Consider the following 23,318-nt stretch of genomic DNA (forward strand, 5'->3'; position numbering starts at 1 on the left):
CTCCTCAGGCGGGGCCGGTGCGGTGGCTGACCCCTCCATTGGAGCTGATCCGACGTCGCGGGGACCAGTGCGATCTGTCATCTCCTCCCTAGGGAGGACCTCACATCCGTCGGTCGTCGGCAGTCGGCGGTCGGTGGTCGCTTTCGGCCCTCGGCGGTCAGTCGTCGCTGTCAGCCACGACGCAGCTCCACCGGCAGCTCCTCGAGCAGCCGCAGCCACAGCTCGGAGACGGTGGGATAGCTCGGCACGGCGTGGCGGAGCACGTGGACCGGCACCTGGCCCACGATCGCGATGGTCGCCGCGTGGATCAGCTCGGAGGCGTCGGGCCCCACGAACGTGGCTCCGACCAGCATCGTCGTGGAACGGTCCACGACCAGCTGGGCGGTGCCGGTCACGTCGTCGCGCAGCAGCGCGGAACCGGCCGCGCCGGCGAAGGGCACTCGCGCGGTGACCACGTCGTGGCCCTCCTCCCGTGCCTGCTCCTCGGTGAGGCCGACGGAGGTGGCCTGCGGATCGGTGAACACCACCTGGGGGACCGGGACCTGCTCGGGCACCGGCTCGAGGGCCTCGCCGGTCGCGCCGGCGCGGATCGCCTGCCCGATCACGCGGGCGCGGTACTTGCCCCAGTGCGTCAGCGGCGCCTCCCCGCTCGCATCGCCCACCGCGTGCAGCCACCCGGGGAGCGGGGAGCCGGTCGCGTCACCGGCCGCGGCGTCTGCCGCGGCGTCGGAGGGGGCGCCGGCGGCGAGCACGTCCTCGGCGCTCAGCCCGATCGTCTCGAGGCCGAGGTCCCCCAGCGCGGGCCGACGTCCGGTCGCGGCCAGGACCTCGTCGGCCGAGATCTCGCGTCGTCCGCGGGAGTCCTCGACCTGCAGGGTCACCCGCCCGCCGTGGACGCGGCCCAGCCCGGTGGCGCGCGCCTCCTCCCGGGAACCGGAGACCACGGAGGTGCCGAGCTCGACGGTGACGCCCCGGTCCCGCAGCGCCTCCAGCACGTGCTCACCGGCGAAGGGTTCGAGTCCGCTGAGCAGGGAGTCGCCGCGCACGAGCAGGGTGACCTTGGTGCCGAGTGCCGCCATCCAGGTCGCGGCCTCCACCGCGACCACGCCGCCGCCGATGATCACCAGCTCGCCCGGCACCTCCTGCACGCCGGTCGCGTCGCGCGAGGTCCACGGCGCGAGATCCCGCAGCGGTCCGGGCACCACGGCCTCGGAGCCGGTCGCGATCACCACCGCGCGGCGGGCGAGGATCCGGGTGGGGCCTGCGCCTGCGGACTCGTCGGCCGCCTCGACGAGCACCTCGCGCTCGCCGACGATCCGGCCGTGCCCGCGCACCACCTGCAGCCCCGCGCCCTCGGCCCAGCTCACCTGCCCGGCGTCGTCGTAGTGGGAGACCCAGGTGTCGCGGCGCGCCAGGAGGGCGTCGCGGTCGAGGCTCGGCGCGACGAGTCCCGGCAGGTGGGCGGCGGCGTCCGCGACGGCGAGCGGGCGCAGCAGCGCCTTGGACGGCATGCAGGCGTAGTAGGAGCACTCGCCGCCCAGCAGCTCGCCCTCGACGATCGCCGCGGTGAGGTCGGTGCCCTCGATCGCGTACTGCGCGACGTTCTCGCCGACGGGGCCGCCGCCGATCACGATGACGTCGACGGTGATCTCGGCGGGGGTGGTGGTCTCGTGTGCCATGACCGTGACGCTACGCCGTCGCGCCGCCCGCGTCACTGCCTGCCGGGGCCCGATCCGCCGGGCCTCCGGACCGCTCAGAACGGGTCGGGCGTGAGGGTGTACTTCGACTGGAGGTATTCATGGATCCCCTCGGCACCGCCCTCGCGGCCCAGGCCCGACATCTTCCAGCCGCCGAAGGGTGCCGCGGCGTTGGAGACCACGCCCATGTTCAGGCCCATCATCCCCGTCTCCAGGCGTTCGATCATGCGCTGACCGCGGGCGAGATCCTGCGTGTACACGTAGGAGACCAACCCGTACTCGGTGTCGTTGGCCAGGCGCACGGCCTCGTCCTCGGTGTCGAAGGGGACGATCGCGAGCACAGGGCCGAAGATCTCCTCGCGCAGCAGCGAGCTGCCGGGCCGGACCCCGGTCAGCACCGTCGCCTCGAAGAAGGTGCCTGGTCCGTCGATCCGCGAGCCTCCGGTGGTGACCTCCGCGCCGCGCTCCACGGCATCCTCCACGAGGGAGACGGCCTTGTCGACCGCGTCCCCGTCGATGAGCGGGCCGATGCTCACGCCGTCCTCGGTGCCGCGTCCCACACCGAGCGCTGAGACCTCCTCGGTGACGCGGCGGGCGAACTCCTCGGCCAGCGAGCGGTGGACGATGAAGCGGTTCGCAGCGGTGCAGGCCTGGCCGATGTTGCGGAACTTCGCGAGCATCGCCCCCTGGACCGCGGCGTCGAGGTCCGCGTCCTCGAAGACTACGAAGGGCGCGTTGCCGCCGAGCTCCATCGAGGTGCGCAGCACGCCCGGCGCGGCCTGGGCCAGCAGCGAGCGCCCCACCTCGGTGGATCCGGTGAAGGAGAGCTTGCGCAGCCGCGGATCGGCGAGGATCGGCTCGGAGACCGCGCTCGAGGAGCGGGAGGTGACCACGTTGACCACGCCGGCGGGCAGACCCGCCTCCTCGAGGAGCTTCACGAACGCCAGGGTGGTCAGCGGCGTCAGCTGCGCGGGCTTGATGACCACGGTGCAGCCGGCCGCGAGCGCGGGGGCGATCTTCCGCGTCGCCATCGCGAGCGGGAAGTTCCACGGGGTGATGAGGTAGCAGGGGCCCACGGGGTGCTGGGAGACGATCATCCGCCCGGTGCCCTCGGGCGTCGCGCCATACCGGCCCTGGACCCGCACCGCCTCCTCGCTGAACCAGCGCAGGAATTCGCCGCCGTAGGTCACCTCGCCGCGGGACTCCGCCAGCGGCTTGCCCATCTCGAGCGTCATGAGCAGCGCGAACTCCTCGGCCCGCTCGGTGAGCAGGTCGAAGGCGCGGCGCAGCAGCTCGCCGCGCTCCCGGGCCGGGGTCGCCGCCCAGTCGGGGAAGGCGTCGGCCGCGGCGTCGATCGCGGCCTGGGCATCAGCCGCGGAGGCGGAGGCGATCGTGCTGATCACCTCGCCGGTGGCGGGGTCGCGCACATCGAGGGTCTCGTCGCCCTCCGCCGCGCGCCAGCGCCCGTCGATGAACAGCTCGCCGGGGACTCCGGCCAGCAGCTCCTGCTCACGGTTCTCGGTCATGGCACTCCTCCGGTCGTCGTGGTGCGGATGGTCGCGCGGCGGCGTCCGTCGTCGAACTCCGCCGGGCCTCCAGTGTGCTCCAGGAGGAAGATCCCGGCCATGCGACGGTCGGGAGGTCCCGTTCTGATGCCGTCCCACGCTACGCCGAGCGCGGCTCCGTCCTGCGGAACGGTGCGCGATGTGGATAACCCCTCTATGTGGAGTAAAGAATGCGCTCGGAGAACTCTTGTGGAAGCTCGGGTGCAAACACTCCGGTGTTGTCCACAATCCTCTCCGAGCCTTTCGGTCGTCGGACGCTCTCGGTAAAATCAAGGTATCGAAGGAGCGGAGATGCTCGCCGTGCACGGCCCGTCCGGGTCGTGGTCCAACGCAGGGCGGTCGGGGGTGAGAGGGAATGAGTGCAGTGGAGGAGCGGCCGACGCCGTTCGGGGACGACGGCCGCGACGACGCTGCGGCGGCCGGCGCGGAGGAGGCGTTCCTCGAGTCACTGCCTCCGCGTCTGCGCGAGGTCCGCGCGCGCCGGGAGCTGACCCGTGACGACCTGCCTCGCCGCGGGGACAGCATGGACGACCCCCAGCTCAGCGCTGCCACGCAGCGGGTATGGGATGCGGAGAGGGCCGAGGCTCGCTGCCTGGCGGAGAAGCATCGCGCCCTGGCCGATCTCTACGAGCATGAGGGTGAGTACGAGGAGATCTGCGAGGTCGACTCCGTCGATGCCGCCCGTGCGGGGCTCGCGCTGAGGGTCACCAGCGGTGCCGCGACGTGGCAGCTGCGAGACGCCTATCAGGCGGTGCACCTGTTTCCGCGCTGCCTTGATCGTCTGGAAACCGGGGGGATGCCGACGGCCTGGTTCCAGAAGATGCTGAGGACTTCCCGCCCCCTGTCGGATGATTCTCGCAGGAAACTGGATATCGCCGTCTCGTCCTGGTCGCCGGATATCAGTCCCGAACGCTTCTTCACCCTGCTCAAGGCGCTCATCGCCCTGCTCGAACAGCGCGAGAACCGGCCGGACCCCGCGGCCGGCCTCCGCCGCATGGTGGAGCTCTTGCCGAGCGTCGAACCGGGGGTGGGGACGATCCAGGTCAGCGGTCCGATCCCCGACGTCCTCGCGCAGTGGAAGAGGCTCGACGAGTGCGCCCGCGCCGTCCAGGCCGCTCAGCGCGCCGCGCTGAAGGAGGGCACCGAGATCCCCCACGACCCCGACGGACGGGTCCTGGAGACAGGGCGGGCGCTGCCCCTGCACGAGCTGCGCTTCGCGCTGCTCGCCGGCGCCGACCTGGACCTCGAAGGAGTCGCGGTGCCGGCGGGGCGGTTCCGCCTGAACGTCATGGTTCCCGCGCTCACGCTGCTCGGAGCGTCGGACGAGCCGGGCATGCTCGACGGCACGATCCCGCTGCCGCCGTCGATGGCGCGCTCGCTCGCCGGGGGCGAGGGTGCCTGGTACCGGGTCCTCACCGACCCGACCAGCGGCGCGTTCCTGCCTCTACCGGCAGACAGGTACGTCCCCACCGCGGCGATGCTCGAGCATCTCCGGATCCGCCACAGCATGTGCGCGGTCCCGGGATGCACTCGGAGCACCTCGTGGGCCTCGGAGTGCGATCACATCGAGGAGTGCCACCGGGGCAATCCGGAGGTCGGAGGCCCGACGGAGGTCGAGAACCTTCACCTGCTGTGCTGGCAGCACCACCTCGACAAGACCACCGGCCTGCTGGACCCCACCCGCCTGCCCAGCGGCCGCACCGAGCCAGGCCGCACCCGGTGGGCGATCGGCCGGCACGGGGACGCCGTCACCGTGATCGATGACCTCGACACCGCGAGCATCCGGATCGCCGAGGACCTGGCCGACGCCTGGAGCTGCTTCCTGCGCGGCATCCGTTCCGCCGAACCCTTCGCCGACTCGGGTGCTGACCCGGTCGCCGACCCCGTCGCCGGCCCTCCGCCACCAGCTCCGGAACCGGACCGCGCCGGCCGCGTGATCCCGATGACGCCACCACCCGGCGACGACAGCGGACCTCCGCCCTCTCACCCGTCGCGAGACCGACGACCCCGTGGCAGCACCGAGATCCCCGAGGGGCCCTGGGGCGAGCACGGACCCCCACCCTTCTGACCGGTCGGCGTCGACCCCGGCGCACCACGCGGTGCCCCGGGGGCATCGGCGTGCCCTCGATCAGCAGCTCACGGTTCCGCGAATCCGGTGAGGACCTCGCGCACCACGGCGGCAGGGTCCGAGGCTGCCATCACCGCGCGCACCAGGGCCACCCCCGCCACCCCGGTGCCCGCCAGTGCGGCGGAGTCGGCGGGCGTGACGTCCCCGATCGCGACGATCGGCAGCGAGGATGCCGCGACCAGGGCGACGTACCCCTCGACGCCCAGCGGCGGTCGACCGGAGTCCTTCGTGGGCGTACGCCGGAAGGGACCCGCACCCAGGTAGTCGACCTGGTCGCGCACCGCTTCCGCCGCACGGACCAGGTCGAGCGTCCCGGTGGTGAGACCGATGATCGCCTCGGGGCCGAGCAGCGCCCGGGCGTCGGCGACCGGCAGATCGTCCTGGCCCAGATGCACCCCATGCACCGGCGCACCACGCAGCCGGGCCGCGAAGGCGATGTCCGCCCGGTCGTCCACCAGCACCCGGGTGACCGGATTCGCCGCCCGGACAGCCTCGGCCACCGCGACGACCAGCCCCAGAAGCTCCCTCGCGGTGGCCTCCTTGGCGCGCACCTGGACCACCCCGGCACCCTCCGCCGCGGCCTCCGCCGCGACCTCGACCGTCCGGCGGCCCGTCCCCGAGGTGACGAGATAGCAGCGCAGATCCAGAGCGTTCATCGTCCCACCTCGTCCAGTGCGTCCAGCAGATGCATGCGGAAGCTTCCCGGCCCGGTGGCTCGCCCGGCGGCCAGCTCCCCGGCCAGGTCCATCCACACGGTCGCGGCGAGAGCCGCCTCGAACGGATCGGGATGCACCGCGGCGCAGGCCGCGGTGAGGGCACCGAGCAGGCAGCCTGTCCCGGTCACACGCGCCAGCAGCGGCGAACCGCGCTCCACACGAACCCGTCGGCCACCATCCAGGACGAGGTCCACCTGCCCGGAGACCGAGACCGCCCCGCCGGTGCGGGCGGCGATCACGCTCGCGGCGTCCTCCGCGGCGTCGGCGTCGGCCGTGGAGTCCGCACCTCGGCCACCCGGACCGGCTCCCACCAGGGCCATCACCTCGGAGGCGTTGCCCCGCACCACGGCGGGACGGGACTCCACCAGGCGCCGCGCGAGCGGGGTGCGCACCGGCGCGAGGCCGATCGCGGTGGGGTCGAGCACCCAGGGACGGCCCTCCTCCACCGCCACCTCCACCGTGGCGGGAATGCCCTCCATCGCGTCGGTGCTCAGCGTGCCGAGGTTGATGGAGAGCGCGTCCGCGAGAGTGGTCACCGTCGGCGCCTCGGCCAGGGTCTCGGTCATCATCGGCCGGGCCCCGGCGGCCAGCAGACCGTCCGCGACCAGCGACATCGACACCGTCGCGGTGAGGCAGTGCACCAGCGGCGCCCGCTCCCGCACCGCGGCAAGGACCTCGGCGACCGGCGCGAGATCCCGGTCCTGCCCGGTCATCGCGCACTTCCCGCGGCGACCGTGTCGAGATCCGCATCCAGCTTCCGCGGAGCGAGGCGGGGACCGGCCGCGGCGCCGCCCATCAGCAGCAGCCCGCCCAGCACGATGAGCGCCAGCACCGTGCCGTGGCGCCCCAGCACCGGCTCGAGCAGCGGCACGTAGAAGGGGTAGAGCGCCGGCAGCACCAGCGAGAGGCTGTACCCCGCGCCGTAGCCGGTCGAACGCAGCGAGGTGGGGAACCGCTCGGAGAGATAGGCGGCGATCGGGCCGTACGCGGAGACGGTCACCACCTGCAGCAGCGCAGCGCAGGCCGCGGCGGTCACCAGGGTGGGCGCGGTGACGGCGAGCCACCACAGCAGCGGTCCCGCGACCGTCGCGGCCCCTCCCCAGAGGATCAGAAGACGGCGTCGCCCCACCAGGGTGGACAGATGTCCGGCCACCGCCATCACCACGGCCTGCGCCACGGAGGCCAGCCCCATCACCACCGGCACCGCGATCGGGGCCAGCGGGGCATCGGTGGTGAGACGCTCGGTGAGCAGCAGCACCGTGGTGTAGGTGAGCAGCCACAGCCCCGTCATCAGGGCGAACACCTGCCAGAACACGCGCGACCAGGAGCCGGAGAGCAGGCTGCGCAGGCCAGGGTCGGCACCGTCGGCAGGAGCGCTCGGCCGCCGACGGAACAGCGGCGCATCGACCACCTGGCGCCGGTAGTACAGCAGCATCCCCAGCGAGAGCAGCGACCCGAGCGCGAACAGCACCCGCCAGCCCCAGGCCGCGTAGTGCTCCGGGCCCAGCAGCGCGAGCAGGCCCGCGACCGCGAAGGCCACGAGCGCCTGCGCCCACGGCGCCATCGACAGGATCAGACCGCTCATCAGGCCGCGCCGCCGCGGCGCCGACCACTCCATGGCCAGAGGGATCGCAGCCGAGTACTCCCCGGCCACGAAGATCCCGCACAGGAAGCGCAGCAGCAGGATCAGGGCGACCGTGCCGGCGCCCAGCAGCTGATGCGTGGGGACGGCGGCGATCGCGAGGGCGCACAGCGCGGTGCCGGCGATCGCGATCCTGGTGGTGCGCGTGCGGCCCAGACGGTCCGAGATCCGCCCGAACACCACGCCGCCGACGGGCCTGCCCATCAGCATCGCGATGATGATCAGCGCCCCGGTGGACGCCGTCGCACCGGGTCCCGCGATGACGAGCATCGCCGGGGCCAGCGCCGTGACCGGCAGGAACACGTGGATGTTGTCGACCAGGTTCCCGGCCACCCCGGCACGCAGCGCGGCCCGGCCCTCCGGCGGCAGGGCACGATCGACGGAGCGGTCGGAGGCGACGGATGCGGCGGGGAGGCTCATCGGGACACCCCCGCCGTCTGGAGCGCCGGTGCGTCGGCCCAGGCACCGCCGGGATCCACCCGCCGTGCCTGCTCGAAGAACTCCAGCTCATGGCGGCAGGCGAGCAGGAAGGCGCGGGCCGCCTCTGCCCGGACCTCGGGCGCGGCGGTATCGAGCTCCTGCTCCACCACGGCCAGCGCGCCGCGCACCCCCGCGACGAAATCCGGGTCGCGATAGGTCAGCAGCCAGGCCGCATAGGGGTGATCCGGCGCGACATCCGGCAGATCCGCCCCCACCTGGGCGTAGAGCCAGAAGCAGGGCAGCGCCGCGGCGGCGGCCACGACGCTCGGGGAACCGAGCGCGTGGGCGAGCAGGAAGTCGGTGTAGGCGCTGGTCACGGGGCCGACGGGAATGGTCGCCGCCTCGCTGCGACCGGCCGACCAGTCACGGTGCAGCTCCATCTCCACGGCCAGGCAGTTCCGGGAGGAGGCGGCCCAGAACTCGCGGGCCTCGGTGCGGGCGGAGGTCTCGGCGAGGGCGGCCAGTGCGCGGGAGTAGCGCACCAGGTAGTGCGCATCCTGCGCGAGGTAGAAGGAGAACTGCGCCTCGGGGAGGCAGCCGTCCACCAGTGCCCGCACGAACCCGGACTCGGAGATCTGCTGCGCCAGCGGCGCTCCCGCTGCCCACAGCGCCTCTGTCCAGGGGCCGACGGGCGCGACCGCCGCCGGGGTGGCGGGACCGTCGGCCGGTGCCACCAGCAGCTCCGGGACCTCCCAGCGCTCCGCGACGGCGTCGGCCGGGAGCCAGGGCGCGGCGGAGCCCGCCGCGGAGAGCCGACGGGAGCGGTGGGAGTGGTCGACCGGGCCATGCCCGCCGCCCACCTGCAGCGCCGCGCCATGGTCGACGGCCTCGTGCAGCCAGTCGGTCACCCAGGCCAGCGCCGCGGCGGGGGAGTGCCCACCGCCCAGGCGCGTGGCGAGAGCGGCGGCGAGGGAGCAGCCCGTGCCGTGGGTGCTGGTGGTGTCCACCCGGGTCGAGGGCACGCGGTGGCGGGAGCCGTCGGCGCCCACCCAGGTGTTCGCGACCTCGCGGTCCTCGAGATGGCCCGTCTTCACGATCACGCTCACGCCGGTGCGCTCCGCCCACTGCGAGGCCTGATCGAGGGCTTCGCGCTCGGTGCGGGCGCGGGGCGCTCCGGTGAGCACCGCGAGCTCGTCGATGTTCGGGGTGACCACGGTGGCCAGGGCGCAGAAGCGGATCATCGCCCGCTCCGCCTCGGGCTCGAGCAGGCGGTCGCCGCTGCTGGCCACCATCACCGGGTCGACCACCAGCACGCGCGGCGGATGCTCCCGCACCCAGGTCTCGACCGTCTCGATGACCGCGGCGGTGCCGAGCATGCCGGTCTTGACGGCCTCGAGGGCGACGTCCTCCCCGACCGCCTCCAGCTGCGCGGTGAGGATGCTCGTGGGCGGGACATGGATGTCGCGCACGCCGTGCGTGTTCTGGGCGACCACTGCGGTGATCACGGCCATGCCGTACCCGCCGGCGGCGGTGATCGACTTGAGATCCGCGGCGGTGCCGGCGCCCCCGGTCGGATCGGTGCCGGCGATCGAGACCACTCGCGGCAGCGCCGGACGATCGAGGGCAGGCGGAAAGAGGGTGCAAGGATCCGAGCTCATGCGGACATCCCTTCGCTAGTACGAACTAGATCAGGTTCCACGGGTGTGATCTCAGCGCCGACGGCGCACCCCGTGTCCACCGGCGAGTGTAGGTCAGGGGCCACGACGGCCGTCAGCGATGGTCACAGAGGGACATCGTGCGGAGGGATCCGGCTCCGGTGCGTCATCGCGGTGCTACGGTGCAGCGATTCAGACGGATCCGGAAGAGGTGCTGAGCGATGGCCGAAGCAGTCCGATTCCCGAGCTCCCGAGGCCCGGAGCTCGCGGGCGTGCTGGAGACGCCTGAGGGCGAGGCCCGCGGCTGGGGCCTGGTGATCCACGGATTCACCCTCGGCAAGGACTCACCGGCGGCCTTCCGGATCGCGCGCGGTCTCGCGGCCGAGGGCATCGGCATGCTGCGCTACGACTGCCTGGGCCTCGGCGACTCGGACGGCGAGTGGGGAGACGGGTCCTTCACCGTGAAGGTCGACGACACCGTGCGCGCCGCACAGTTCCTCGCCGATCGCGGCACCCCGCCGGAGCTCCTGATCGGCCACTCCTGGGGCGGCGCGGCCGCCATCGTCGCCGCCCAGCAGCTGCCGAGCGTGCGCGCCGTGGTCACCATCGGCGCCCCCTCGGACCCGGCGGGCGTGGAGCGGCACTACGACTCCGTGGCGGACCGCGTGGTGGAGGAGGGCACGGCCCCGTGGCTGATCGGCGGCCGGAAGCTGACCCTGAAGCGGGACTTCGTGGAGGACGTGCGCGGGTCGGAGCTGATCACGCAGGTGCGCACCCTGGATCGTCCGCTGCTGGTCATGCACTCGCCGACCGACGCCACCGTCGACGTCGACAACGCCAGCGCGATCTTCCGCGCCGCGGAGCACCCGCGCAGCTTCATCTCGCTGGAGGGCTCCGACCACTTCCTCACCGCGGAGGGCCAGGCCGAGCGCGCCGCCCGGATCATCAGCGCCTGGGCCGATCCGTACCTGTAGGCGTCCACACCGAGGCGTCGGATCCTTCGCGTGTGGGCTCCCGCTCGTAGGCTCGGGGCATGAAGATCCTGCACACCTCGGACTGGCACCTGGGCCGCACCCTGCACAAGGTGGACCTGCACGAGCACCAGGCCGCCTTCCTCGACTGGCTGGTCGAGCTGGTCCAGGCGGAGCAGGTCGACGTGGTCGTGGTGCCCGGCGATGTCTACGACCGCGCGGTGCCCGCCGTGAGCAGCGTGTCCCTGCTGGACCGGGCGCTGGCCCGCCTCGCGGACACCGGCGCCACCGTCGTGCTCACCTCCGGCAACCATGACTCCCCGGAGCGTCTCGGCTTCGGGCGCTCGCTGATGCGGGCCGGCATCCACCTGCTCACCGACGTGCCGGGGATCGAACATCCCGTCATCGTCGAGGACGAGCACGGAGAGGTGCTCTTCTTCGGCCTGCCCTACCTCGAGCCGGACCGTGCGCGCACCGAGCTGGTCGCCGAGGGCGAGCCGCCGCTGGCCCGCAGCCACGAGGCCGTCACCCGTGCCGCCCTGGACCGCGTGCGCGAGCGCGCCGCCGCGCATCCCGGCGCCCGCACCGTCGTGCTCGCCCACACCTTCGTCAGCGGAGGCGAGGCGAGCGACTCCGAGCGCGACCTCGCCGTCGGCGGCGTCGACTCCGTGCCCGCCGGGGTGCTCGGCGGCATCGACTACCTGGCCCTCGGCCACCTGCACGGCTGCCAGGACCTCTCGCGCACGGTCGGCGCACCCGCCTGGTACTCCGGCTCCCCGCTGGCCTTCTCCTTCTCCGAGCGGAACCACCGCAAGTCCGTGCTGATGGTGGAGCTCGGCGCACCCGGCACCACGGCCGAGGTGCGCCGCCTCGAGACCCCCGTGCCGCGTCCTCTCACCGAGCTGCGCGGCACCCTCGAGGAGATCCTCGCCCGCCGCGACGAGCACGGCGGGGACTGGATCAAGGCCGTCGTCACCGACCCGGCCCGTCCTGCCCACCTGCAGGAGCAGCTGCGTGAGGCGTTCCCCCACCTGCTCCTGACCGAGTACGCGCCCGAGGGCCGCGAGGCCCGGGACGCCACCCCCGTGGTGCGGCGCGAGCAGAACCCGCTGGAGGTGATGGACGACTTCCTCGCCCACGTCACCGGAGCGGCACCCACCCCTGCCGAGCACGACGTCTTGGACCGCGCCTACACCGCGGTGCGCCGCCAGCAGGAGGCCTCGTGAAGCTCCACCACCTGCGCCTGACCGGCATCGGCCCGTTCGCCGGAACCGTCGAGATCGACCTCGCCGCCCTCGGCGCCAGCGGCATGTTCCTGCTCGAGGGCCCCACCGGCTCCGGCAAGTCCACGATCCTCGACGCGATCGTCTTCGCCCTCTACGGGCAGGTCGCCGGCAGCGCGAGCAGCGGCGACCGGATCCGCTCGCAGTTCGCGCCGCCCACCGAGGCGAGCGTGGTGGACCTGGTGTTCGAGACCGCCTCGGGGATCTTCCGGGTGCGACGCCAGCCCGAGTTCCAGCGACCCAAGATGCGCGGCACCGGCACCACCAAGGAGCAGGCCAGGGCCGTGCTGTGGCGGATCGGCTCGCCGCAGCTGATCGCCGACGTCATCGCCGACACCGCCGGCGGGGGCGGCGGCGTCGAGGCGATCGCGTCCCGCATCGACGAGGTGGGTCGCGAGATCCAGCTCGCCGTCGGGCTGAGCCGCGAACAGTTCACGCAGACGGTGCTGCTGCCGCAGAACGAGTTCGCCCGCTTCCTCCGGGCCGGCACGGGGGAGCGCCAGGCCGTGCTGCAGCGCGTCTTCGGCACCGAGACCTACGCGCGCGTCGAGAAGCAGCTCGAGGAGATGCGCAAGCAGGCCCGGCGTGAGGTCGACGCCGCCCAGCAGACCCTCGGCACGGCCCTCGCCCGCTTCACCGAGGCGGCCGCACTCGAGGACGAGCAGGTGAGCCTGCTCGAGGAGCACGCCGCCGCGCTGCGCCTGGAGCCCCTGGCCGCGCTCGCCGAGGAGCATCTCGTCGCGGTCACCTCCCGGGCCGACGGGGCGGCGGCCGCCGCCGAGCGGGCCGGGGCCGCCGAGCAGACCGCCCGCACCGCCGCCGAGGACGCCCAGACCGCGCGCCGACGCATCGACCGCCGGCGCGAGCTCGACACCCTCTCCGCACGGCTCACGACGGAGAAGCCCGCCGTCGAGGCCGCGCGCAGCCGCCTGCAGCAGGACGAGACCGCCCGCCCCGTCGTCGAGGTGCTGCGCCGCCGGGACACCGCCTCCGCCCGGGCCGCGACCGCCGTCGAGGCGCTCGCCCAGCTCGCCACCGCCACCCGGCCGAAGCACGGCGAGGTGGTGGACCTGCTCGAGGGGGAGGACCCCGCGTCGCAGCTGGTCGCCGAGGCCGACGAGGAGACCGCCGCCGCGGGTGCTCTGAAGGAGCTCGTCGAGCTCGAGACCGCCCTGCCCGCACGGGAGCAGCAGCTCGCGGCTCGACGTGAGCAGCTCGTCGCCTCGACCACGGCCGGCGCAGCGCTCACGGAGCAGCTCGAGAAGCGGCCCGCCCAGCGCGCCGAGCAGGTCGCCGCCCGCGATGCCGCGCGTGAGGGCGCCCGCGCCCTCGGCGATGCCCGCCTCGCCCTGCGCGCCGCCGAGGAGCGCCAGCAGGCCACGACCGCCGCCGACGCCCAGCAGAAGCAGGTCGGGGCCGCCCGCGAGAAGGCCGCCGCCGCGCTCCGCATCGCCCAGGAGCGGGCCGCGACGGAGACCGATCTGCGCAGCCGCCGCTTCGCCGGCATCGCCGCGGAGCTCGCCGTGGACCTCGCCGACGGGGACGCGTGCCCCGTCTGCGGCGCGCTCGAGCATCCCCGCCCCGCCGGCGCCGCCGAGGACGCCGTCACCCCCGAGCAGGTCGGGGCCGCCGAGACCGCCCGACGCGCCGCCGAGGCCGAGCACTCCCGCGCCGAGCAGGCCCGGGCCCTGGCCGCCCAGCAGCTCGACCGGCTCCGCGAGGCCGCCGGCGAGCTCACCGCCGAGACCGCGAAGGCCGCCGTCGACGCCGCGACCGCCCAGGTCACCGCCGCCCGGCGAGCCGAGGAGACGGCGACCCGGCTCGAGACCGCTCTGACCGCCTTCGACACGGAGACCGAGACCCTCACCCGTCGGCGGCAGGAGGACGCGCTCGCCCTCGAGCGCGAGCGGACCGCGCTCACCGCCGCCGCGGACGCCCTCGAGACCGACCGCACCCGGATCACCGAGGCCCGCGGGGAGGACGACTCGATCGCCGCACGTCGCCGGGCCCACCTCTCCCGCGCGCGGGCCGCGAGCGCGCTGCGGGAGTCGCTGCGGGCCCGGGCCGAGGCGGAGCAGCGGGCGGCCGAGCTCGCCGAGGACGCCCACCGCTCGCTCGCCGCGAGCGGGCTCGCCACTGCCGAGGCCGCGCAGGCCGCCGTGCTCCCCGCCGAGGAGCGCATCCGCCTGCAGAAGCAGGTCCAGACCCGCGCCGTCGAGGAGTCCCGTCTCGCCGACGGCCTGGCCGAGGAGGGCATCGCCGACGCCCTCGCGAGCGACGAGGCCCGCGAACAGGCGGAGGCCGCCCGGACCGCCGCCGCGGAGAGGCTCGCCGCCGCGCAGACCGCTTCCCGCGAGGCCGCCGGGGTCGCCGCCCGCCACCGTGGCATCGCCGAACGGGCCGCCGCCGCCCGCGCCGCGCTGGCCACCGCATCGGCCCAGGTGCGCACCGTCAGCGAGGACGCCGGCATCACCGTGCGCGTCGCCGACCTCGCCACCGGCCGCTCGAGCGACGGGGAGCGCGTGCAGCTCTCCACCTATGTGCTCATGTGGCGGCTCGACGCCGTCATCGAGGCCGCCAACCAGCGCCTGGCCCTGTTCTCCGGCTCGGACCTCGAGCTGCTGCGCGACCGGGGCGCCCGCGGCGCACGGAAGACCGGCCTGGACCTGCTGGTCCTGGACCGCCGCACCGATCAGGCGCGCGTGCCCGAGACCCTCTCCGGCGGCGAGACCTTCTTCGTCTCGCTCGCGCTCGCGCTGGGCCTGGCGGACATCGTCATGGGAGAGGCCGGGGGAGTGCAGATGGAGACCCTCTTCATCGACGAGGGCTTCGGGAGCCTGGATCCTGAGACCCTCGAGACCGTGGTGCGGGAGATCGGGCGCCTCGCCGAGAGCGGCCGCACGATCGGCATCGTCAGCCACGTGGGCGACATGAAGGCCCAGATCGCCGAGCAGATCCATGTGCGGCGCGGCGCGGACTCCCGCTCGACGCTCAACGTCACCGCCTGAGGAGACCGAGGCTCTCCTCGACGCCCGGGTCCGCTCGACCCCGCGGGCGGTGACGCTGGCGGAATCCCCGCGCCCGAAGTAGGTCACACATGGGTCCGCCGGACCCACGAGCGGCGCCCGCGGATCTACCATCGTTGCGACCCCCCGACGGCAGGAGCCCTCATGACCGCGACACCCCGCCCCTTCGCCCTCCCGGCCCCCGTGGCCGGTTCGCGGATCGTCGGAACCGGCCACTACCGCCCCGAGCGAGTGATGACCAACAAGGACCTCGAGCAGCTGGTCGAGACCAGCGACGAGTGGATCCGCCAGCGCACCGGCATCGAGGAGCGCCACATCGCGGCCGACGACCAGGACGTCGCCGACCTCGCCGCCGTCGCCGGCCGGGCCGCGATCGCCGACGCCGGGCTCGACCCCTCCGAGATCACCCAGGTGATCGTCGCGACCTGCTCCAACTACGAGCGCTCCCCGAGCGCCGCCGGCCGCGTCGCCCAGCTGCTGGGCCTCTCCGCCCCGGCGGCCTTCGACGTCGGCGCCGCCTGCTCCGGCTTCGAGCACGCCCTCGCCGTGGCGGACATGTCCCTGCGCGCCGGCGCCTCCACGGCGACCCTGGTGATCGGCGCGGAGAAGCTCTCCGCGGTCACCGACTACTCCGACCGGACCACCTGCATCCTCACCGCCGACGGCGCCGGGGCCATGGTCCTCGTGCCGAGCGAGGAGGCCACCATCTCCCCGGTGGTCTGGGGCACCGTCCCCGAGCTCGCCGACGCCGTGACCATCGGCGGCGAGGGCCCGGCCTTCTCGCAGCAGGGCCGTCAGGTGCTCGGCTGGGCGCTGCGCGAGGCGCCGAAGCTGTCCCGGCAGATCGTCGAGGCCGCGGGCCTGACCATGGAGGACATCGACGTGTTCGTGCCCCACCAGGCGAACCTGCGCATGATCGAACCGCTCGCCGCCTCGCTCGGGCTGCGCGAGGACGCGATCGTCGCCGACGACATCATCACCTCCGGCAACACCTCCGCCGCGACCATCCCGCTGGCCATCTCCCGGATGCGTGAGGCCGGCCAGATCCCCTCTGGGGCGACCGCGCTGCTGGTCGGCTTCGGCGGCGGCTTCTCCTGGGCCGGTCAGGTGGTGCGCCTGCCCTGAGCGGCAGCGCTCGAGGTCGGCGGACTCCCGATCGCCGTGCTCAGAACCAGCGCCGCAGGAGATCCTCGACCGGGTCCGCGTCCGTCGCGGAGCCGGGTGGGCCGTCCCGGTGACGGTCCTCCCGAGCGAACAGCGGCACCCGCCAGCGGGTCAGCACCGGAGCGAGCAGCGCTCCGAGCGCGGCTCCGGCGGTGTTGGCCAGCAGGTCCTCGATGTCCGCGATCCGCACCCCGCACGGGTAGAGGCCGAAGGCGCCCGTGTACTGGGTGATCTCGATCAGGGCCGAGAGCAGCATCGACATCGCGACGGCAGTCGTGGTCTCGAGCCGGAACACCCCGCGCAGGATCAGGCCCAGCGGCAGGAACAGGGCCATGTTCAGCAGGATCTGCAGCACCGTGAAGCTGGTGGCGAGCTCCAGCAGGCCGGCCCCGCCGCGCTGCATCGCCAGCACCTCGGCCAGGGTGTGGAACGGGTCCAGGCGCACAGCGCCTCCCGAGCGGCTGCGGCAGGTCACGGCCACGTCATAGGCCGGAGCGACCGTCAGGCCCGCGAGCGACATCGTGTACAGGCAGATCGCCGCGACGGCCACCAGACGCGAGGGGCGCACCCGACCGAAGCGACGCCGCTGCAGCTGCATCGCGGGCAGCAGGATCAGGGCGAACACGCCGAGACCCCCGGCGACGCCCACCACGACCAGCTGCAGCAACTCGCTCACCCCGGCACCGTACGGTCCCGGGCCGGGCGGGACCAGTGCTCCGCCCCGTCGTCGAGGCGACCCTCACCCGGTCTCGTCCCGCGACCATCGTCGGGCGATCGCGAGAGCGCTGTCCCGATAGGATGGACGCGGCCCCGCTCGCGGGGCCGTCATCGCTCCCGCACCCCCGCGCCCCGCACCGTCGCCGTCGTGCCGCGTAGTGTCGTGTCGTCGTGAACGCTCACATCCCTCGGCCCCGCACCGGCCGCCGCCCGCTCCCGCGCCTCCCGGAGGACCCGTGGACTCTCTCACCGCCCAGATCATCGTGACCGTCGTGGTCGGCCTCGCCTACGTGGTGGGCCTGACCGGGATCGTGGTCCCCGTGCTGCCCGGCACGGTCACCCTGGTCATCGCGACCCTCGTCTGGGCCATCCTGATCGGCGGCTGGACCGGCTGGGTCGCCTTCGCGATCGTGCTCGTGCTCGGCGCGATCGGCATGACCACGAGCTACGTGCTCACCGGCCGTCGCCTGCAGGCCGCCGAGGTGCCGATGTGGCCGGTCTACGTCGGCATCGCCTCCGGCATCGTCGGCATCTTCGTCATCCCCTTCCTGGGCCTGCCGATCGGTTTCCTCATCGGCCTGTACGTCTCCGAGGCGGTGCGGCAGAAGGACTGGACGAAGGGCTTCACCTCCGCCTGGATCGCGATGAAGGCCCTCGGCCTGGGCATCCTCATCGAGTTCTCCCTCGCCATGCTCTCCACGATCACCTTCGCGATCGCCGTCGTCGTCCACTTCGTCTCCGCATGACCCGCATCGACGCCCCCGCCCCCCGCACCCCGTCCGTGCCCCCGCGCCAGCACCCCGCCGTGCTGGTCCCGGGGCTCAAGCGCCTGCTCACCGGGTCCTGGGAGATGCGCCGCTGGTTCCTGCTCGCGGTGCTCGGCGCGATCGCCTTCGCCCTGCTCCAGATCGCGACCTCCGCCGTGATCGGCCGCGTCACCGAGCAGGTCATCGTGCCCTCCTTCCAGCGCGGCGAGGCCGCTCCCGCCCTGCTGCTCGGCGGCGGCGCCGCGATCCTCGGCATCGCGGTGGCCCGCGCCGTCACCGTCATGGCGCGGCGCATCTTCGCCGCCGCCGCCCAGTACGACCTCTTCCGCCTCTACCGCGAGCGGATCACCGAGGTGTACGCGAAGGTGCCGCTGCTGTGGCACCGCCGCCAGGCCACCGGCACCCTGCTCAGCTCCGTCTACTCCGACGTCGAGGCGACCTTCTTCGCGATGGCGCCCTTCCCCTTCGCGCTGTCCACCATCGTCATGCTGGTCTATGCGACGGTCGTGGTGGCCCGCATCGACCCGGTGATCCTGCTGGTCATGCTCGCGCTGATCGTGCTTCTCATCATCCTCAACGTGCTCCTGCAGCGCTTCGCGACCCCCATCGCGATGCGCTCCCAGCAGCTGCGGGCCGAGGTCGCGGAGATCGCCCACGAGTCCTTCGACGGCGCGAACGTCGTGAAGTCGCTGGGCCGCGAGGACGTCGAGGAGCGGCGCTTCACCCGTGCCGCCGACGACCTGCGCGAGACCGGCATCCGCTTCGGCTACATCCGCGGCTGGTTCGACCCCGCGATCGACGCCCTGCCCAACCTCGGCATCCTCGCCGTCGCGGTGCTCGGCGCCTGGCGCATCGGCGAGGGGCACCTGACCACCGGCCAGCTCGTCGAGGTCGCCTACCTGTTCACGCTGATGTCGCTGCCGATCCGCTCCTTCGGCTGGGTGCTCGGGGATCTCTCCCGCACCGTCGTCGGCGGCGGGCGCGTCCAGCAGATCCTCGACGTCCCCGAGGAGCGCACCTACGGTCCCGACCCCCTCCCGGACGGCCCCGGCGTGCTCGACATCCAGGACGTCTCCTTCGTCTACCGCGACGACCCCGCCCAGGTCATCCTGGGCCGCGGCGCCCGGGCCGAGCAGCAGGTCGTGCGCGAGGGCCATGCACTCCACGGCGTGAGCCTGCACGCCGACCCGCACGCCGGCACCCGCGTTCTCGCCGTCGTCGGCACCACCGGCTCCGGCAAGTCCAGCCTCGCGCTGCTCGCGGCGGGTCTCGTCGAGCCCACCTCCGGCACCGTCCGCCTCGACGGGGCGGAGCTGCGCTCCCTGACCGCCCAGGCGCTCACGGCCGACGTGGCCCTCGTGCTCCAGCAGGCCTTCGTCTTCGACGCCACCGTGCGCGAGAACGTCACCCTCGGCGAGGACATCGACGAGCACACCGTGCGCTGGGCGCTGCGCGTCGCCCAGGCCGAGGCGTTCGTCGACGCCCTGCCCGACGGGCTCGACACCGAGCTGGGGGAGCGGGGCGGCTCCCTCTCGGGCGGCCAGCGCCAGCGCATCGCCCTGGCCCGCGCGCTCGCCCGCCGGCCCCGGCTGCTGATCCTCGACGACGCCACCAGCGCCTGCGACCCCAGCGTCGAGCTCGCCATCCTCGACGGGATCCGCCGCGAGATGACCGCCTCGACCCTGCTGCTGATCGCCTACCGCAAGTCCACGATCTCCCTCGCGGACCAGGTCGTCTTCCTCGACCACGGCCGCGTCGCCGACGCCGGCACCCACGAGGACCTGCGCGGACGCAGCGAGGGCTATCGCGCGCTCGTGGACGCCTACGACGAGGCCGCGATCTCCCACAACCTGCTCGAGGCCTCCCATCCCCAGCCCAGCGACGGCCCGGACCCCGCCGTCGCGGTGCCCGCCGAGCGCGAGCGCACCGTCACCGGAGCCATCGAGATCCACGGCTCCGGCCGGTACCGCCGCGAGGAGGTGTTCGGGGACGACCGCGAATGCGATGTCCCGACGAGCACCGGCGCGGTCCCCGTCGTCCGCCCCGGTGTCGACGCCCCCGAGCAGTCCGATCCGACCGATGAGGAGGCCGGCCGATGACCGCCGCACCCGCCGCCCGCAGCGCAGCGAGCTCCTCGGCGCTCGGCGGCGAGACCGCCGTCGACGAGGGCGCCCTGTCCACGATCCGCCGCGGACTCGCCCTCACCCCCGACCTGCTGCGAGGCCTGTGGATCACGCTGCTGCTCGCCGTCATCGCGACCGCCGGCAAGGTCGTGGTGCCGATCGCGGTGCAGTCCATCCTGGACCGCGGGATCATCGAGCCGGAGGTCCCGGACCTCGCCTACGTGGCCGGCGCCGCAGGGCTCGCCGCCCTCGTCCTGCTCGCCACCGCGACCTGCAACGTGCTGATGAACCGGCGCCTGTTCCGCCTGGCCGAGCACTCCCTGGCCACGCTGCGCAAGCGCGCCTTCCGCCACATCCACGACCTCTCCCTGCTCACCCAGGGCACCGAGCAGCGCGGCGCGCTGGTCTCCCGCGTGACCAGCGACGTCGACACCGTCAGCCAGTTCATGAGCTTCGGCGGGATCATGCTGGTGGTGATGAGCTTCCAGCTCGTGCTCGCCACCGGCGTGATGGCCTTCTACTCGTGGCCGCTCGCGCTCGCGGTCTGGATCTGCTACCTCCCGATCCTGGTGATCATGGGGTCCCTGCAGAAGCGGATCCGCGCCCGCTACCAGGTGGTGCGCACCAAGGTCGGCGCCATGCTCGGCGCCGTCTCCGAGTCGCTCGTCGGCTCCGCCACCGTGCGGGCCTACGGCACCGAGGACCGAACCCGTCGCGCCCAGGTGGACCGCATCGGCGAGGTGCGCAACGCCCAGTTCGCGGTGCTGAGACCGCAGTCCGTCTCGTTCTTCCTCTCGGAGACGGCCGACGGACTCGCCACCGCGGTGGTGGTCGTGGTCGGCATCGTGCTGGGCACCGGGGTGCTCGGCGTGGACCTGCCCGGCGGCGACCTCACCGCCGGCGGCGTGATCGCCTTCGTCTTCCTGGTCTCGCTGTTCAGCCAGCCCGTGCGGATGGGCATCGAGATGCTCTCCGAGGCGCAGAACGCCGTGGCCGGCTGGCGTCGCGTGCTCGGCGTGCTCGACACCCCGGCCGACGTCGCCGACCCCGCGGGCGCGATCGACCCCCGCACCGGGGAGCGCGTCGAGCCGGTGCCGGGCGCGACGGTGCTGCCCGAGGGTCTGCTCGACATCGAGATCTCCGACCTGCGCTTCGCGTACCCCACGGGCCCCGAGGTGCTGCACGGCATCGATGTGGACATCCCGGCCCGCTCCCGCATCGCGATCGTGGGGGAGACCGGCAGCGGCAAGACCACCTTCGCGAAGCTGCTCACCCGCATGATGGATCCCGCCTCGGGCGGCATCCGCATCGGCGGGGTGCCGCTGCACCTGGTGCCCTACGAGTCGCTGCGCTCGCGCGTGATCATGGTGCCGCAGGAGGGCTTCCTCTTCGACACCAGCGTGGCCGGGAACCTGCTCTACGGGCGCCCCAGCGCGACCGAGGAGGAGATGCACCGGGCCCTGGACGAGCTGGGTCTGGGCACCTGGGCCGAGGAGCTGCCCGAGGGTCTGGACACCCCCGTCGGCCAGCGCGGCGAGTCCCTCAGCGCCGGGGAGCGGCAGCTGGTGGCGCTGGCCCGCGCCTACCTCGCCGATCCGGACATCATCGTGCTCGACGAGGCGACCAGCGCCGTCGATCCCGCGGCGGACGTCCGCCTGCAGCAGGCCATCGACGGCCTCGCCCGCGGCCGCACCACGATCACCATCGCCCACCGGCTCTCCACCGCCGAGCGGGCCGACCGGATCATGGTGCTCGACCACGGCGACCTCGCCGAGCACGGAACCCACGCCGAGCTCGTCGAGCTCGAGGGCGGCATCTATGCGGGGCTGCACCAGTCCTGGGTCGCGCATCGGGCGCAGCGATGAGCGAGCGGGACGCCCCCGATCCGCTGCACCCGCCGGTTCCGCCGATCTCCGCCCGGGATGCTCCGCGCTTCGGGACCGACGAGCGCAAGCAGACCCTCGCCGCGGCCTTCCAGGGCCAGGGCGCGGACTACGACCGGCTGCGCCCCGGATACCCGGACGCGGTGCTGGACGAGATGCTGGCGCACTCGCCGCGCCGCGCGGTCGACCTCGGCGCCGGGACCGGGAAGCTCTCCGGGGCGCTCGCGGAGCGGGGTCTCCAGGTGACCGCCGTGGACACCAGCGCCGCCATGCTCGAGATCGCGGCGAGCGGCGGGCCGCTGATCACCCGCGTCGCCGCCGCCGAGTCGACCGGGCTGCCCGCTCGGTCCGCGGAGCTGGTCACCGTGGCGCAGGCCTGGCACTGGTTCGACGACGCGGCCGCCTCGACCGAGGTGGCGCGGCTGCTGACCGACGACGGCCTGCTCGCGCTGGTGTGGAACATGCTCGACGTGACGATCCCGTGGGTGCATCGCCTCTCGCGGATCATGCACGCCGGGGACATCCACCGCGAGGACTTCCTGCCGGTCGTGGGCCCCGAGCTCGAGCTGGTGCGGCGGGGCGTGCACGACTGGGAGGACCCGATGCCCACCGGCGACGTCATCGACCTCGCCCGCACGCGCAGCTACGTGATCACCGCCCCGGAGGAGCGCCGGGCGACGGTGCTCGCGAACCTCGACTGGTACCTCCACGAGCACCTCGGCCACGCTCCCGGTGAGGTCATCGGCGTCCCCTATCGCACCGACTGGTTCCTCTACCGCCCCACCGGCGCCTGACCTCGCTCAGCCCGCGGCGCCGCCGCTGTCGCTCGCGCCGCCGCCGTCGGAGGCCTGGCCCTCGGGCGGGGCGATGGTCATGTCGGTGACGCGCCAGCGGTCGCCGTCCCAGGCGACGGTGGCGATGAGCTGCCCGGTCACGGAGTCCAGCGGGGTGGCCTGGAGGTTCGGGTCGTCCACGAGGACCGACTCCTCCTGGGTGAACTGCGCGACCACGGTGCCGGTCGCCGGTGGCTCGCCCTTCCCGGAGAAGGTCGTCGAGTGCACCTCGAAGGCGCCGTCGACGAGATAGCCGCCCTGATCGGAGAGCAGCTCGGCGTTGTCCAGGAAGCTCACGCACACCTGGCAGCCCGGGTCCACGGAGTCCTGCCACACCGAGACGTCGCCGCTGCTCATCATGTAGTCGTAGGTCTGCAGCAGGTAGGTGACGGTCGCGCGGGCTCCGTCCTCGCTCTGATCGGTGAGACCGGCCGGCGCCTCCGGCTCGGGCAGATCGGGGCGGGGCGGCTGGTCGGCGGGGTCGGCCGTCGGCCGGTTCTCGGGGTTCTCTGGGTTCTCGGCCGCGGTGGTCCCGGGCTGGTCTCCGTCGCCCGGACCCAGCAGCTGACCGATCCCGAAGACTCCCGCTGGGACCACCAGCAGGAGAGCGAGCACGATGACGACGATGCGTTGGACGGGACGATTCACGCGGTCCACCGTAGACGACATCGCTGGTTCCGCCCTGCGCGGATACGACAGAAGTCGGATGTCCGGTGTCGGCCGGAAAG

The 23,318-nt window shown here is 73.4% G+C and carries 17 protein-coding genes and 1 riboswitch; of the genes, 9 read left to right on the forward strand and 8 right to left on the reverse strand.

Going from position 1 to position 23,318, the window contains the following annotated elements; genetic code table 11:
* Window positions 1-170: 170 nt before the first annotated feature.
* Together CFK41_RS02785 and CFK41_RS02790 are read right to left on the reverse strand one after the other, a co-directional pair.
* The gene (locus CFK41_RS02785) at window positions 171-1,679 is read right to left on the reverse strand and encodes a dihydrolipoyl dehydrogenase family protein (RefSeq protein ID WP_096798303.1); all 1,509 of its coding nucleotides are present in this window, start codon (window positions 1,677-1,679) and stop codon (window positions 171-173) included.
* A gap of 74 nt (window positions 1,680-1,753) precedes the next feature.
* On the reverse strand, window positions 1,754-3,223 hold the full coding sequence (locus CFK41_RS02790) for an NAD-dependent succinate-semialdehyde dehydrogenase (RefSeq protein WP_096798304.1): 1,470 nt from the start codon (window positions 3,221-3,223) through the stop codon (window positions 1,754-1,756).
* Between the two features lie 394 nt (window positions 3,224-3,617).
* Between CFK41_RS02790 and CFK41_RS02795 the strand changes: the two genes are divergently transcribed.
* On the forward strand, window positions 3,618-5,330 hold the full coding sequence (locus CFK41_RS02795; RefSeq protein WP_151904652.1) for an HNH endonuclease signature motif containing protein: 1,713 nt from the start codon (window positions 3,618-3,620) through the stop codon (window positions 5,328-5,330).
* A gap of 68 nt (window positions 5,331-5,398) precedes the next feature.
* Here the strand turns inward: CFK41_RS02795 and CFK41_RS02800 are convergent, their stop codons facing one another.
* The 4 genes from CFK41_RS02800 to CFK41_RS02815 all read right to left on the reverse strand — a co-directional run bounded on the left by CFK41_RS02800 (window position 5,399) and on the right by CFK41_RS02815 (window position 9,826).
* A complete protein-coding gene (locus CFK41_RS02800) occupies window positions 5,399-6,046 on the reverse strand; it encodes a thiamine phosphate synthase (protein ID WP_096798306.1) in 648 nt (215 codons plus the stop codon).
* Window positions 6,043-6,819, reverse strand: coding sequence for a hydroxyethylthiazole kinase (thiM, locus tag CFK41_RS02805; RefSeq protein WP_096798307.1), 777 nt, complete (start codon window positions 6,817-6,819; stop codon window positions 6,043-6,045). The genes CFK41_RS02800 and thiM overlap by 4 nt, the downstream gene beginning before the upstream one ends.
* Complete coding sequence (locus CFK41_RS02810; protein WP_096798308.1) at window positions 6,816-8,168, reverse strand: MFS transporter; 1,353 nt, start codon at window positions 8,166-8,168, stop codon at window positions 6,816-6,818. Before CFK41_RS02810 ends, thiM begins: the two co-directional genes overlap by 4 nt.
* The gene (locus tag CFK41_RS02815) at window positions 8,165-9,826 is read right to left on the reverse strand and encodes a bifunctional hydroxymethylpyrimidine kinase/phosphomethylpyrimidine kinase (RefSeq protein ID WP_096798309.1); all 1,662 of its coding nucleotides are present in this window, start codon (window positions 9,824-9,826) and stop codon (window positions 8,165-8,167) included. Before CFK41_RS02815 ends, CFK41_RS02810 begins: the two co-directional genes overlap by 4 nt.
* Window positions 9,817-9,909, reverse strand: a riboswitch (TPP riboswitch). (Overlaps the previous gene by 10 nt.)
* Window positions 9,910-10,044: 135 nt before the next feature.
* Between CFK41_RS02815 and CFK41_RS02820 the strand changes: the two genes are divergently transcribed.
* The 4 genes from CFK41_RS02820 to CFK41_RS02835 all read left to right on the forward strand — a co-directional run bounded on the left by CFK41_RS02820 (window position 10,045) and on the right by CFK41_RS02835 (window position 16,228).
* Window positions 10,045-10,797: an alpha/beta hydrolase family protein gene (locus CFK41_RS02820; RefSeq protein WP_096798310.1), complete on the forward strand. Its 753-nt coding sequence runs from the start codon at window positions 10,045-10,047 to the stop codon at window positions 10,795-10,797.
* A gap of 59 nt (window positions 10,798-10,856) precedes the next feature.
* Window positions 10,857-12,020 (forward strand): exonuclease SbcCD subunit D, encoded by a 1,164-nt coding sequence (locus CFK41_RS02825; protein WP_096798311.1) that lies wholly within the window; start codon window positions 10,857-10,859, stop codon window positions 12,018-12,020.
* Window positions 12,017-15,085, forward strand: coding sequence for an AAA family ATPase (locus CFK41_RS02830; protein ID WP_096798312.1), 3,069 nt, complete (start codon window positions 12,017-12,019; stop codon window positions 15,083-15,085). The genes CFK41_RS02825 and CFK41_RS02830 overlap by 4 nt, the downstream gene beginning before the upstream one ends.
* Window positions 15,086-15,247: 162 nt before the next feature.
* Window positions 15,248-16,228, forward strand: coding sequence for a beta-ketoacyl-ACP synthase III (locus CFK41_RS02835; RefSeq protein ID WP_096798313.1), 981 nt, complete (start codon window positions 15,248-15,250; stop codon window positions 16,226-16,228).
* Window positions 16,229-16,268: 40 nt separating this feature from the next.
* Here CFK41_RS02835 and CFK41_RS02840 read toward each other — a convergent pair whose 3' ends face one another.
* A complete protein-coding gene (locus CFK41_RS02840) occupies window positions 16,269-16,943 on the reverse strand; it encodes a VanZ family protein (protein WP_096798314.1) in 675 nt (224 codons plus the stop codon).
* 277 nt (window positions 16,944-17,220) lie between these two features.
* Between CFK41_RS02840 and CFK41_RS02845 the strand changes: the two genes are divergently transcribed.
* From CFK41_RS02845 to CFK41_RS02860, 4 genes are read left to right on the forward strand one after another with little or no spacing between them, the layout of a single operon-like run.
* On the forward strand, window positions 17,221-17,730 hold the full coding sequence (locus tag CFK41_RS02845; protein ID WP_096798315.1) for a DUF456 domain-containing protein: 510 nt from the start codon (window positions 17,221-17,223) through the stop codon (window positions 17,728-17,730).
* Window positions 17,727-19,850 (forward strand): ABC transporter ATP-binding protein, encoded by a 2,124-nt coding sequence (locus CFK41_RS02850; protein ID WP_096798316.1) that lies wholly within the window; start codon window positions 17,727-17,729, stop codon window positions 19,848-19,850. The genes CFK41_RS02845 and CFK41_RS02850 overlap by 4 nt, the downstream gene beginning before the upstream one ends.
* Complete coding sequence (locus tag CFK41_RS02855; RefSeq protein WP_096798317.1) at window positions 19,847-21,739, forward strand: ABC transporter ATP-binding protein; 1,893 nt, start codon at window positions 19,847-19,849, stop codon at window positions 21,737-21,739. The genes CFK41_RS02850 and CFK41_RS02855 overlap by 4 nt, the downstream gene beginning before the upstream one ends.
* Window positions 21,736-22,551 carry a class I SAM-dependent methyltransferase gene (locus CFK41_RS02860; protein ID WP_096798318.1) on the forward strand — a complete coding sequence of 272 codons (816 nt, stop codon included), beginning with the start codon at window positions 21,736-21,738 and terminating at the stop codon, window positions 22,549-22,551. Before CFK41_RS02855 ends, CFK41_RS02860 begins: the two co-directional genes overlap by 4 nt.
* A 6-nt stretch (window positions 22,552-22,557) precedes the next feature.
* Here the strand turns inward: CFK41_RS02860 and CFK41_RS02865 are convergent, their stop codons facing one another.
* Window positions 22,558-23,238, reverse strand: a complete 681-nt coding sequence (locus CFK41_RS02865) for a DUF6318 family protein (RefSeq protein WP_151904653.1) — start codon at window positions 23,236-23,238, stop codon at window positions 22,558-22,560.
* Window positions 23,239-23,318 lie beyond the last annotated feature (80 nt).

This window comes from Brachybacterium ginsengisoli, from assembly GCF_002407065.1.
Taxonomy (GTDB): domain Bacteria; phylum Actinomycetota; class Actinomycetes; order Actinomycetales; family Dermabacteraceae; genus Brachybacterium; species Brachybacterium ginsengisoli.